This is a genomic window from Priestia sp. FSL H7-0729, assembly GCF_038005685.1.
Lineage (GTDB): Bacteria > Bacillota > Bacilli > Paenibacillales > Paenibacillaceae > Paenibacillus.
In genome coordinates this window covers 18,743-31,684 of sequence record NZ_JBBOTQ010000018.1, presented here as the reverse complement: position 1 = coordinate 31,684, position 12,942 = coordinate 18,743, and the positions used below count along the sequence as shown (strand labels likewise).

Here is a 12,942-nt window from a genome sequence, read left to right as displayed (position 1 = left end):
TCGTGAGTCATGTTCAGCTCGTATTTAAATTGATACAAGAAGAGACGCATATGAGGATATCACTAAAGATTCATCTTCACATACGTCTTCTTGTTTCTGGTTAGACTTCTACCGTGATGCCCTCATAGAACCGACGAATGACCTTCTCCGCGGGCTTACCATACACCCCGTATCCGTCATCGATCAACGCATCCTTCTCTGCGTACAACTGTGCGCTCCAGTCCCATAGGCCGAATCCGCGCACCCAGTCACGCTGGCCAACATGCCGGAACATGGCTTCATAGAAACGTTCCTGTTCCTCCGCGCTCACTTCGCCTTCCAGTCCCCAATCATTCGGCACCTGGGCTGATCCGCTGCGGCTGGGGCAACCGGCTTCCGCAAAGAAAAAGGGTTTGCCATAGGGAGCAACTGCCTGCTCAATACGATCGAGCTGTGCCTCCCAATCTCCAATGGGGTAATAACCGCTGGATGAGATTACATCCACAGCATCCCACCATTTCACATGATCTTCCTGATATTTGTCCGTGTTGTATGACACCAGTCCAGTGTACACTTCACGCACACCAGCGATCACCTCGCGCCACTCCTGATCCCGACGCTCGGACTGCACCATCTCACAGCCTACGATAAACATCTCACACTTTTCCTGCTCTGCAATCGCTGCATAATGTTTCTGAAATGCCGTATAGCTGCGGAACCAATCCTTCCACTTCGGCTCACACGGCACATCGATATCAAAAAAGTTAATGTGTGCACGCCATGTGCCATCCGTGCAGTTGACGGTTGGTTTCAGAATGACACGCAACCCGAGTTCACGGGCATATCGCATCATATCAACCAGTTCATCATCATCTACCAGATGGTCACCCCGATATTTCACCTCTACCGCCTGCGGATGATCCTGATGTGCCGCCAGTGCAAAAATAACATGCGAACTGCCTGTACGTTCAGCCAGCAGGCGCAAAGACTCCTTCGCCTCCGGCTTGCGGAAATCTCCCCTGCCACTCATCCAGCCAAATGTAAATCCCTTGATGTACTCCATGAGCATTACTCCCCGTTGTTCCATTCACTTCATTTAAAAACAGTCGAATATATACACTTCCACTACGCTTGCAGTACCATCTTCCGATCGCCGTTATCCCCAGATTTCTATCAAATCCCTTTTATATAAGGGAGAAATCCGGGGATAAATGCGACCACTTCGCTTCTTCAGATTGGTTCTGCACTCTCCGTTATTGTGTAAATTTCAGCTTTAAAAAATTGTCTCACTTCAATTACAACTTGCCTTCCTCGTGGTCTCCGGCAATAACTTCATCCGTCTCGATCACATAGTTCACGATCTCTTCGATGGTCGTGTAAGCCACGCCCACATACGTATCGGCGGCGCCGTAATAGATAGCGATACGCCCGGTCTCGGCATCATGCAGTGTTGCACACGGGAAGATGACATTATCCACGAAGCCTTGCTCTTCATACCATTTTTCGGGTGTCAGGACGAAGTTGGAGGAACGATATTTCACTTTGGAGGGCTCATCCAGATCCAGAATGACCGCCCCCATGCTGTAGACAAATCCGTTACAAGTTCCAGTTACGCCGTGGTAGAACATCAGCCAGCCTTCGGACGTCTCAATCGGAGCAGGCCCGCCGCCAATTTTGACTGATTGCCACCAGCCTTGACCGCCTTTGCTCATGACATGGCGATGTTTGCCCCAGTACACGAGATCCGGGCTTTCACTCAGGAAGATGTCCCCAAACGGGGTATGTCCACTATCGCTTGGTCTGGACAGCATGACATAGTTATCGTTGATTTTGCGCGGGAACAACACACCATTACGGTTGAACGGCAGCATTGGATTTTCGAGACGGACAAATGTTTTGAAATCATCCGTTTTGGCCAGTCCCAATGCAGCGCCGTAAAAATCAGTACACCAGATGATGTAATATGTATCCTCCACTTTGACCAGACGCGGATCGTACGCATAGTTCGGCATAAACGGATCGCCATTTTCATCAACAAAGGCAATGCGTTCCTCTTCAATCGTCCACTCCAGACCATCCTCACTTGCTCCCATGTGCAGGTGCGGACGTCCATTAACCGTTTCAGCACGGAATACCCCGATGAATTTCCCTTCATACGGAACAACGGCGCTGTTGAAAATACGGGCAACGCCCTTAACCGGGTTACGCGGAACCACCGGATTCGCCGAATGTCTCCACACCGGCCCTTCTGTTCCCTCGGGTTTGGCTTCCCACGGCATATTCGGCAAAGCATCCCCCACAATGTGTACGTTTTTCATTTCAGCAACTGACATTTTCATTTCTCCCTTCGAATTTTATTTAACGGAGCCTTGCGCGAAGCCATTGTAGATGTACTTCTGTAGCAGCAGGAAGATGATCATCGTTGGAATAATGGCGATCATGATGCCGGCGCTGATGACCTCCCACTGTGATCCAAACGGTCCCTTGAATTTGAACAAGGCAGTGGATATGACCTGCAGACTGTCCTTTGGCATATACAGGAACGGTGTATAGAAATCGTTATAGATGTTAACGCCCTTCACGATAATGACCGTTACAATGGCCGGTTTTAGCAGTGGCAGAATGATTCGCCAGTAAATCGTGAAGTACGAAGCACCGTCCAGCATGGCGGATTCATCCAGTGCACTTGAGATGGAGCCCAGGAATTGCAGGAAGATATACACCGCGATGATATCTGTACCCAGGTACATCACGATGGCTGCCCAGCGCGTGTTGAACAGGTCGAGCGCGTTGATGATCTGGAATGTGGCAACCTGCGTTGTAACACTGGGGATCAGGGTAGCGAGCAGGAATGCGGCGACCATGATCTTCTTGCCTTTGAATTTGAACCGATCCAGCACATACGCAATCATGGAACCTGTTAAGGTTGCACCAATGATGGAGATAATCAGGATAATAATTGTATTTTTGAAACCGACCAGCATGTTACCATCCACAAAGGCCTTTGCATAGTTGGCAAAGTTCAGCCAATTGGCTGGTGGAGCAAGCGGGCTGCTGGTGGCGTATTCCGCATTGGTTTTAAGGGATGCAAACAGGATGACCACGATCGGTAACAGTGCGATAAACGCTGCAAGAATAAGGGAAGCATATTTAACCACGCTCGCAAGGGTGTATTTGAATTTTGTCACGTTTATTCCTCCCCTTTCATGGTGACGCGCTGCACGAGCGTAACGAGAATAACGATCATAAGCAGCACTACAGCCATGGCGGATGCCAGTCCCAGCTTGCCATATTTAAATGCCAAATGAACCGTTTGGATGACAAATGTCATACTGCCGTTGGAACCATCGGTCATGATATATGGAATATCGAACGCACTAATTGCGCCGCTAATGGCCAAGATCAGGTTAAGCTGCAGGATACGCGTTATACTCGGCAGAATAATATGGCGGAATTGCTGCCAGCGGTTGGCCCCGTCAATATCCGATGCTTCATACACATCCTTCGGAATGGAGGAGATCGCTCCCAGGAAAATGATAAAGTTGAAGCCCATGTATCTCCATACCGATGCGCCTGCAAGGGACACATTGATAATATTCGGATTACCGAGCCAAAGCTGCGTGTATTGTCCCAGCCCTACAGCATGCATGAGCATATCGAGTGTACCGTCCGGTTTGAAGAAAAAGAGGAAGATAAAACCGATGGCTACCCCATTCAGCAAATAAGGGAAGAACAATATGCCTTTAAAGAAGTTTTTACCTCGGACTTTGAAACTCAGAATCGTGGCAAAGTAAAGCGCCAAGCCCATCTGTACGAACGTAGCCACAAAGTAGTACAAGCTGACAATGAATACTTTGAAGTATTCCGGATCACTGAAGATGCGCGTATAGTTCTCAAACCCAACATAATCGAACCTTTTGCTGTATCCATTCCAATCGGTGAAACTGTATTTGAACATGTTGATGACCGGTAAGTATGCAAACGTGAACAGCAACGCCAGCGGAATAATTGAGAAGGCACAGATGATAAATATGCGTTGCGCTGAGTAACCCCAATTCGAAACCTTTAAGTACTTCATGCTCTCCACACCTCCAAGCGGTTAACCCGCCTATATATCGAAAGACTCCCGTCCAGGAAATTTGGCTGAACAACTGCCGGGGGAGGCATCCGGCACCATAACTTCAGACACCATTTGCCCCCATACAACATGGATTTCCATCCATGCTCCCGTAGTCTGTTCACCACCTGACCACTTACGTTAATCCCATTATTTCGTGAGTTCTGCTCGTGCTTTTACCCACTTATCGTTCAGATCTTTCATGATATCGTCATACGATTCCTTGCGGTTACCGATCCCTGCCTCGATAATGCGTTTTTTGAAGTCAGGCTGCCAGAGGCCAATTTCACCTTCGTTGTCGATCTTGTCAACCAGACCTTCCTGGCCTTCTTTGGCAGGTGTAAGTGTAGAGAATTTAACGTCTTTGTATTGATCCAAAATCGGTGGCAATTCTGCGTTTTTGTCTGCATCCATACCGCCGCCCTGTTCAACTGCGTAGTTCGATTTCGCCAGGAACCAGTCAATCCAGGCTTTGGCAGCAGGTTTGTTCTCACTGTTCACGTTCATGCCGATGTTGTAGTCAGCAGAAAGTGGTACCACAACCTCGCTTGCATTGGTTGGGAATGGAAGGAATCCAATATCGTCTGGTGTATCCGTCATCCCCTGGATCTGTGTAATCGCCCAAGAACCAAGTGCCATTGTAGCAATTTTGCCTTTGGCCAGATCCGCTTTGGAGCTTTCCCAGTCGGTGGTTGTTGGGTCTTTCTCAATCAGACCGTTCTTGGCTGCGTCATAGAGCACTTTGTACAGTTCATAATGCGGCTGACCAGGCACAAAGTTCTCATCTGTGTTCGGTTGGTCCACATTCACGTAATCTACGCTGCCGGCAACTGTTGGCAGATCCGATTCCCATTGCGTTAATGCCCAGCCGGATGCGTAGTTGGTATAGAGCGGAACAGCATCAGTATTGTCTTTGATTAACTGAAGCGCAGCCTGGAATTGCTCCGGTGTTTTTGGAACTTCCAGAATGCCTGCGTCTTTGAAGACCTGTTTGTTATAGATAATCCCCGAGAACGTGATGACCGTAGGGATCCCATACACCTGACCATCCACCATGCGTTCTTCAATCGCGGTATATTTGTCTTTCAGTTCATCGTACGTGCCGAGCGGCTCGAAAAAGTCCGGGATATCCGCGATCGGAACACTGGTCGGGATCATCAGTACATCACCATAATCTTTGGTGCTCATACGGATCTTTACTTGCCCTTCATAATCAGCCAGCGCCTGGAAGTTTACTTTCACATCCGGGTATTCCTTATTGAACTCCGCCGCGTAGTCTTTGAACACGGTATCCACAATATCTGTCCGTTGCGTCAGAACAGTGATTTCACCTTTGATATCTGCCGGATCCGTACTGATCTCCTCCCCCGCCTGCGAAGATCCACCTCCGGATGAACATGCAGCAAGTAGCGAAGTGATGAGCAGCATCGTCAGCAACATCATCCAACCTTTGTTTTTTCTCAATTGTTTCGACCCCTCTCTTAGGTTTGTTAAGTTATCGTTAAGGTTACAAAATGAATTCTATTATGGTAACGCTTACCTGTCAATTCATTTATTTATAACCTAACAAGAAAAATTGCGACACATTTCGTTGACATCTGTTTTTCAGAGCACTAATATTATTTTATAAAGTTACCGTTAACTTAAATATATAAAATGATTAAACATTTACACGAAACGGAGAGGACAGAAAGAACCTGAAGAAGCGGAGCGTTCGCCTTTATCCCCGGATTTTCTCCTTATGACAAGGAATTAAAAAATCTGGGGATAACAGCGATCGGAAGGTTATTCTGTCATCGGAGTGGCCAATGTAAATATTCTTTAGTCCGTTTATAATTTAAGATTTATGTAACACGTTGAAGGAGCGCTCACTTATGAATACAACAACATCCCAACTCCAATCTGAGATCAAGGCGCATTGGGAGAAGCAGATTTTACCTTTCTGGTCCAACCTTAAAGATACAACCCACGGTGGATTCTACGGCTGGGTGGGCAATGATCTTCAGGTGAATCCGCAGGCACCCAAAGGCGGGATCGCCACGGCACGGCAACTCTGGTCTTTTGCAGCGGCGTATCGGGTTACCGGAAACGAAAGATGGCGCGATCACGCTGAACATGCCTATCGTTTTCTCACAGATCATGTGATGGATTACGAATATGGCGGTATGTACTGGATGGTAGATTACACAGGGGAAGCGCTGGACACGAGCAAACATGTGTATACGCAATCCTTCGGCGTGTATTCACTCAGTGAGTACTATCGTGCAACCGGGGATGCTTCTGCATTGGAACTTGCGAAAACGCTTTTTGCTCTCATTGAGGATAAAGGTCTGGATGCCGAACTGCCTGCATACAAGGAACAATTTGATCGCACATGGAAGGAACAACCCAATGAAATGCTGAGCGAAAACGGGGTAATTGCGGATTACACCATGAATACGCATATCCATGTATTAGAGGCCTACACCACGCTCTATCGCGTGTGGCCGGATCAACAGGTGAAGGCGGCACTGGAACGCCTGCTCGGCATTCTATATGAACAGGTGTATGACCAAGACACCACGTTTCTTGGGGTATTTTTCAACAAACAGTGGGAGTCCATCATTGACCTGCGCTCGTTCGGACATGACATTGAAGCCAGCTGGCTGATCGACGAAGCACTGAAAGTTCTGGGGATGGAACAACATCCGGAGTATGCGGCGATGGTAACGGATATTGCCTATAACATCTCCAATGTGGCCGTGAATGCCGATGGTTCCCTGCTCAATGAACAAGAAGGTGAACATATCGATGAGAAGCGAATCTGGTGGGTGCAGGCGGAGGCGATGGTCGGTTTCTATAACGCGTATCAGCGCACAGGTGATCCACTATTTCTGGAGAGAGTGGAACGCCTGTGGACCTATACGAAGGAGAATATCATTGATCAGCGCGCTGGCGGAGAATGGTACTGGTCGGTGGACGGGAACGGTACACCGGATCAGAGCGAAATTGCCGGACCGTGGAAGTGCCCGTATCACAATAGCAGATTCTGTATTGAACTAATCGAGAGGATGGGATCAGAATGATACACCCGAAATACAAGGAGTTACTGGAGAAACAGGAGCAGCTGCTTACTCGTCCTAATGAGATCAATTCTTCCTTCTACAACGGCATATACGATCGGTACCAATATCCAGTAATCACTCGCCATCACGTACCGCTGCATTGGAGATTCGATCTGGATGAGACGACGAACCCGCATTTTATGGAACGCCTGGGCATTAACGCGACATTGAATCCGGGAGCCATCTATTTCAATGGCAAATACATCATGGTTATTCGTACGGAAGGATTGGACCGTAAATCGATCTTTGCGCTTGCGGAGAGTGACAATGGGATTGACGGATTCCGTTTCACCGGTAAACCATTGGTCTGGGATGATATCGATGCGGAGGAAACCAATCAGTATGACATGCGCCTCGTTCAACATGAAGACGGCTGGATCTATGGCATCTATTGCTCGGAACGCAAAGACCCAGAGGCTCCTGCATTTGATACATCCAGTGCAGTTGCACAAGCTGGACTGGTCCGTACACGCGATCTTACAAGCTGGGAACGGTTGCCCAACATCACAACCAATTCCCCTCAACAACGCAATGTCGTATTGCACCCGGAATTCGTGGATGGAAAATATGCCTTCTACACCCGTCCACAGGACGGATTCATCTCGACTGGCAGCGGCGGCGGTATCGCCTTTGGTCTATGTGAGGATATCCTGAACCCGGTCATTCATGAAGAGACGGTTATTGATGAACGGCAATATCATACGGTCTACGAAGTCAAAAACGGCCAAGGCCCTGCTCCGCTCAAGACGGATCGTGGCTGGATTCACATTGCTCACGGGGTTCGGAACACTGCAGCTGGCTTGCGTTATGTGTTATACACCTTTGCAACGGATCTGAATGATCCGACACGGGTAATTGCCAAGCCAGGCGGTCACTTCATTTCTCCTTATGACGACGAGCGTGTAGGCGATGTATCCAATGTTATTTTCTGCAACGGTGCCGTGGTGAATGAGAAGGAAGAAGTCTTTATCTATTACGCATCCAGTGATACCCGCTGTCATGTGGTAACTACCACCCTGGAGAAACTGGTCGATTATACGTTCAATACACCGGCCGATCCATATCGTTCCCTGGCCTGTGCCAGCCAGCGGGGTCAGTTGATTGAGCAGAATGAGAAGCTTTTACAGAAACAATTAACGTAACATCGGTAGAGCGTCCTCTCTGGGAAACCTGCAATGTGCTGAAAATTAGCGAAGCAACAGCCAGAATGGCTTTATTCCAAGTGGGTAACGATGTATACTGATATGGATTGTTATTATGTTGGAGGAAAGCACTCATCATAGTGACAGCACATTGTGCCTATACCGGCTTGAAGGAGGCGACCATACTGAAGAACAATATCACCATGCGGGATATCGCCGACAGGCTCGGGGTCAGCAGTGTGACCGTCTCGAAAGCGTTGAATGATAAAGATGGCGTGAGTGGCGAATTAAAAGAAAAAATTAAAGTGCTTGCTATTGAAATGGGCTATCGGTATAATGCCGCTGCCCGTTCCATGAAGGAAGGCTTAACCCATAATATTGGCGTAATTATCCCGGAGCGTTTTACCGGGCCTACACAGTCGTTCTATGTACGCGTGTTCCAGCGCATCACCAAACATCTGGAGGAACAGGGTTACTACGGTATTCTGCACATTCTGAATGTGGAGGATGAGGAAGAATTAACATTGCCCAAGCTGTACAGCGACAACAAGGTCGATGGTTTCATCGTGCTCGGACAGATCAGCAAAGAGTATATTGAACTGGTGCGATCAATGGAAGTTCCCAAAATGTTTCTCGACTTCTATGATGAACATTCGGACATTGATTCCGTCGTTACCGATAACTTCTATGCTGCTTATGAGCTGACGAACTATCTGGTTCAGCAGGGCCACCGTAACATTGCCTATGTGGGGAACCTATATTCCACGAGCAGCATCCAGGACCGATTCCTCGGGTATTACAAATCCTTGCTGGAACATCGGTTGCCGATGAATCCAAATTTAATTCTGAATGATCGGGATGAACGCGGTACGTTTATTGAGATTGATCTGCCCGAGCAACTGCCAACGGCTTTTGTATGCAACTGTGATCAGGTCGCTCATCTGCTCGTTCAAAAACTGAATTCGATGAATATTCAGGTACCTGGCCAATGCTCTGTTGTTGGTTTTGATAATGATATCTATGCCATGCTCTCCGATCCCAAGCTGACAACCGTCGAAGTGGATGTGGAGCAGATGGCGCGCACGGCGGTCCAGTCGATGCTCAAAAAGGTCGACAACCCGAACCGCAGTTTCGGCCGTGTTCATGTGAAAGGTAATATCATCTACCGTGACTCGGTGAGTGCTGCGTCTGCCTCATCCGATACCACCGATATCTGAATTAAAGAATGAGATAAACGAACACAGATGACTGGCCTCTACCTTACTGGCCAGTCTTTTTCTGATGCATCGGTGTTTAAAGACGGTGACGATCTGTTGAATCCCTCAAAAATGTAGTCGTTCTCCAGATCGAGAGGATGAGAATCAGCTCATACACATTGGTTAAAGTCCCGGTTTCCACTGGCAAGGAGATTAACTGCCCTAGAAACAGCAGTGCAGTCCCCACAAACAGCCATACCCATTTATGTTTGAAAAGAACAATCAAACTAACAAACAAAAGTACAATCCCAACAATGATAACCATCATCGGCGGACCTCCATGGCCTTCTGCCATATATCTCAGTACCCCATACTCTTCTATAACCTTGAGATTATTAACTTCGGATAGAGTAAAGCCTACGATCTGGTAGATAACCAGACCCAGCGTAATCAGCCAAGCTGCCACTTCCGATATCCTTCTATGTGCAAACTTGGTACCTGAGCTGCGCAAGATATGGTAGCCAACAAGAATAAGAGTAGGGGTAGCAAAGGAGTGTAGCCAAAATCGAAGGCTACTGAGAACCATTAGCAGTCTCCCTTCCCCTATCATATTACCTGCAGCAATAATTCCATTATCATATGCCAAGCTGAACGCTACAAATAGCTGAAAACTGGAATATGTGAGCCATTGCTTCCTCTGGGTTAAAACGACAACCATCCGAATAACCAGTATTAAATAAACAAGAGTAAGTGCGAAGTATATCCATACATCCAAGCTGCTTCACCATCCTTATTGGTCAATTCTAATAAATTATATTTACCGGTAAGTAAAATTACAAGACGGATTTGTATAAATAGTTAATTTGGCATAAATTTAGTCATTAATTACTCACAGGAGTATGAAAATACATATTGACTTACAACGTTCATCTGGAAGCACAAACCCTACTGTAGATGATTCATCCTTACAAGGAATCATGCTTCAGACGACCGCCAAACTGTTTATGGTCCTAATTTATATAAAAAAGAGCACTCCCGGCTATCGTAGCTGCAGGAGCACTCTTTTTTTAGTTTAGAGAATGAAAAAGCAACCGGTTACTCTGATGTCCCCTTGCTTGGTTCTCCGACCAAACTCACATCATCGCTTAATAACTTGTTTTCAACCAATTTTCCTTGGTCCAAGTCAGTTTACCCGAACCCGCCCCATTGGATGCTGTGAGGCGTGCATTCAACGTGGAGGGATCATCCGTGGTATAGCTGTATGGAAGTGACGAGAAGCCGTTCCAGGAGAATGATTTTACCACGGCAGGGATTGGCGTCAGCGGACTACCAGACGTATCACTGCTGCCACGGAAGGAGCTTCCATCCAATGAATACATGGTATCGGTTACTCTGATTTTGCCGGTATACGTTGGATCTGCCGGATCGGTCTGATTGTTACGAACAGGATACAGCACGTCCTTAATGACTGACTTCTCAACCAATACTGCCCCACTTTCCGTAGAGATTGCCCCATTGCCAATGATATCGAACTTATAACCTTTGGACGCAATCGCTGTTGCCATGGCCGTTGTAATTTTGGCTTTAGCGGCACGTGCCCCTGTTGCATCCATCACGATGTTATACGCATGTGCGTTGCCTCCACGCAAGCGTGGCATCCGGTCCTGAATATCCTTGTACAAATTATGGTGCAGCGTCATAGACAGATTGTCATTAGCCGACTCCAGGCTGGTGGAACCAACCAGATGTCCTTTCTTTTGCGGTCCAGAGATGGCAATAATATCGGCTTTGCTGAGACCTACAGCACTGCTGCGCAGGTAGTTGTACATCGGATAGGAAGCCTTATTCGCTTCCAACTCGTTAATCTGCTGGGTAACCCAGCTGCTTGCGCTGCCGTCATCCCCTTTGAAGAGGGACCAAGAGATGGTCACGCCGCTGGTTCCTTTTTTCGAATCGATGAGTCCGTCATAGGCTTTATTGAATGTGCAGTGATCAATCCATACGTTGCTGTTCTCCTCCAGGGTAATGTAATCCCAATCATTCTTGTCGTAGTCACCCTTAGTCGATTCATCCCATTCCCATAACTCATCGAATTCCAGGTTTCGGATGATCACGTTGGAGCTTCGTTTCACGCTGATCGCAGCATGTTTAATTTTGGAGCCATTGGCGGAGAAAATCGTGAGTCCATTGAAACCGTCAATCGTGAGCTTGCTGACACCTGTCTGTTTCAGTACGGGATGCGTCAACGCATCATTATGCTTGGCAAAAGGAGAAGTCTGCGCTGCACTCGGAATCTCGTTCCATCCCAGATTCAGATCGTTCATGATCTCAACGACTTTGACACCCGAGTTCTTTTTGAGAGCCAGTGCCAGATCGGTCGCATTATACACTTTCTTATACGTGGCTGTGTTTGATTCGCTGACGATACCGCCGCCTGTGTTACCTTGGGAGAAGCCTGTTAGATTGTAGTCTGCGTTGCCCGCTGCCTGCACACTTGCCGGTCCGGACAATAATGTTAGCCCCAACGTTATAGCCAAGGCTGTGCTGCATAAGCTTCGAAATTTGATTTTCATCGATTCCATTCCTCCCGAAATATAATGATTACATTCGTCCAACGCTGCCACACCCTGTCACGAAGGACATGTCCTCAATGTAGATGTTGTAAGCGATTACAACAATAATCCCTATCTCACATTCTGGCGGAAATGCTGATGTGGCTAAAGATTGTACCGGAAGCAACCTTCAATCGTACATAGTTAACTTTAATAGTAAGATTTACGTGATTCCTTGAGACAGCAAGGAGGTGTCAGATAAAATGAAACCAAAAAAGCAGGACTGCATCTGCTGCAGACCTGCTCGATTTTACTTTTTGATGGAACGTGTCCAGAAGCCGCCATGGAACTGTTTCGGCTCCACGGTAATGACAAATGCTTTGGGGTCCAGATCGAGAATCGTCTGATAGAGCAGTTTCTGGTTTTTTCGTTTCGCCAGAATCTCCATCACAAGCCGATCTCCGTCACGTCCACTACCCACCCACGCAGTAACACCATATCCTTTGTCCCGCAGGGCATTCGCAACATTTCCACCCATCTGGTTACAGATGACTTTAACGGTAACGTAACCGAGTGCAATCTTCTCTTCAATCCAGGCGCCGAGCAACACACCCAGTCCGTAACCCACCGCATAGACGATTAAGGCCGAAGGCTGGGTCAGATATTTAAGCACCAGATTCAGACCGAGCACATAGATCACAATCTCACCCATGCTGATCAGTGCGGCGATATATTTCTGTCCTTTGAGTGTCAGAATCATCCGTAATGTATAAGCCGATACATATACAATCTGGATCAAAAAGATAAATACCAATATTTTAAACAATTACAATCCCTCTTTCCTGGCCTTCG

Annotated in this window: 11 protein-coding genes; 3 read left to right on the top strand and 8 right to left on the bottom strand. The window is 47.4% G+C overall.

Annotated features, from left to right (window positions below; genetic code table 11):
• Positions 1–100 precede the first annotated feature (100 nt).
• The 5 genes from MHH93_RS25575 to MHH93_RS25555 all read right to left on the bottom strand — a co-directional run bounded on the left by MHH93_RS25575 (position 101) and on the right by MHH93_RS25555 (position 5,560).
• Positions 101–1,042 carry a glycoside hydrolase family 113 gene (locus tag MHH93_RS25575; protein WP_500056313.1) on the bottom strand — a complete coding sequence of 314 codons (942 nt, stop codon included), beginning with the start codon at positions 1,040–1,042 and terminating at the stop codon, positions 101–103.
• 232 nt (positions 1,043–1,274) lie between these two features.
• A complete protein-coding gene (locus MHH93_RS25570) occupies positions 1,275–2,312 on the bottom strand; it encodes a glycoside hydrolase family 130 protein (RefSeq protein ID WP_500056312.1) in 1,038 nt (345 codons plus the stop codon).
• Between the two features lie 21 nt (positions 2,313–2,333).
• On the bottom strand, positions 2,334–3,167 hold the full coding sequence (locus MHH93_RS25565; protein ID WP_500056310.1) for a carbohydrate ABC transporter permease: 834 nt from the start codon (positions 3,165–3,167) through the stop codon (positions 2,334–2,336).
• A 2-nt stretch (positions 3,168–3,169) separates the two neighbouring features.
• On the bottom strand, positions 3,170–4,057 hold the full coding sequence (locus MHH93_RS25560) for a carbohydrate ABC transporter permease (RefSeq protein WP_062836746.1): 888 nt from the start codon (positions 4,055–4,057) through the stop codon (positions 3,170–3,172).
• Positions 4,058–4,246: 189 nt separating this feature from the next.
• Positions 4,247–5,560: an ABC transporter substrate-binding protein gene (locus MHH93_RS25555; RefSeq protein ID WP_440391099.1), complete on the bottom strand. Its 1,314-nt coding sequence runs from the start codon at positions 5,558–5,560 to the stop codon at positions 4,247–4,249.
• A 410-nt stretch (positions 5,561–5,970) separates the two neighbouring features.
• Here MHH93_RS25555 and MHH93_RS25550 point away from each other — a divergent pair, with 410 nt between their 5' ends.
• The 3 genes from MHH93_RS25550 (at position 5,971) to MHH93_RS25540 (ending at position 9,559) form a co-directional block, all read left to right on the top strand.
• The gene (locus MHH93_RS25550; RefSeq protein WP_500056308.1) at positions 5,971–7,161 is read left to right on the top strand and encodes an AGE family epimerase/isomerase; all 1,191 of its coding nucleotides are present in this window, start codon (positions 5,971–5,973) and stop codon (positions 7,159–7,161) included.
• Positions 7,158–8,342, top strand: coding sequence for a glycoside hydrolase family 130 protein (locus MHH93_RS25545; protein ID WP_500056307.1), 1,185 nt, complete (start codon positions 7,158–7,160; stop codon positions 8,340–8,342). Before MHH93_RS25550 ends, MHH93_RS25545 begins: the two co-directional genes overlap by 4 nt.
• Positions 8,343–8,482: 140 nt before the next feature.
• Positions 8,483–9,559: a substrate-binding domain-containing protein gene (locus MHH93_RS25540; RefSeq protein ID WP_500056304.1), complete on the top strand. Its 1,077-nt coding sequence runs from the start codon at positions 8,483–8,485 to the stop codon at positions 9,557–9,559.
• Positions 9,560–9,635: 76 nt separating this feature from the next.
• Here the strand turns inward: MHH93_RS25540 and MHH93_RS25535 are convergent, their stop codons facing one another.
• From MHH93_RS25535 to MHH93_RS25525, 3 genes are all read right to left on the bottom strand, one after another.
• Complete coding sequence (locus tag MHH93_RS25535) at positions 9,636–10,124, bottom strand: hypothetical protein (RefSeq protein ID WP_500056303.1); 489 nt, start codon at positions 10,122–10,124, stop codon at positions 9,636–9,638.
• Positions 10,125–10,683: 559 nt separating this feature from the next.
• Positions 10,684–12,111 carry a pectate lyase family protein gene (locus MHH93_RS25530; protein ID WP_500056301.1) on the bottom strand — a complete coding sequence of 476 codons (1,428 nt, stop codon included), beginning with the start codon at positions 12,109–12,111 and terminating at the stop codon, positions 10,684–10,686.
• Positions 12,112–12,400: 289 nt separating this feature from the next.
• Positions 12,401–12,916, bottom strand: coding sequence for a DUF2179 domain-containing protein (locus MHH93_RS25525; RefSeq protein WP_062836740.1), 516 nt, complete (start codon positions 12,914–12,916; stop codon positions 12,401–12,403).
• Positions 12,917–12,942: the final 26 nt, after the last annotated feature.

Coding starts and splice junctions, on each gene's coding strand:
- MHH93_RS25550 (WP_500056308.1), top strand. CDS start 5,971: ATGAATACAACAACATCCCAACTCCAATCTGAGATCAAGGCGCATTGG.
- MHH93_RS25545 (WP_500056307.1), top strand. CDS start 7,158: ATGATACACCCGAAATACAAGGAGTTACTGGAGAAACAGGAGCAGCTG.
- MHH93_RS25530 (WP_500056301.1), bottom strand. CDS start 12,111: ATGAAAATCAAATTTCGAAGCTTATGCAGCACAGCCTTGGCTATAACG.
- MHH93_RS25575 (WP_500056313.1), bottom strand. CDS start 1,042: ATGGAGTACATCAAGGGATTTACATTTGGCTGGATGAGTGGCAGGGGA.
- MHH93_RS25570 (WP_500056312.1), bottom strand. CDS start 2,312: ATGTCAGTTGCTGAAATGAAAAACGTACACATTGTGGGGGATGCTTTG.
- MHH93_RS25560 (WP_062836746.1), bottom strand. CDS start 4,057: ATGAAGTACTTAAAGGTTTCGAATTGGGGTTACTCAGCGCAACGCATA.
- MHH93_RS25535 (WP_500056303.1), bottom strand. CDS start 10,124: ATGGTTCTCAGTAGCCTTCGATTTTGGCTACACTCCTTTGCTACCCCT.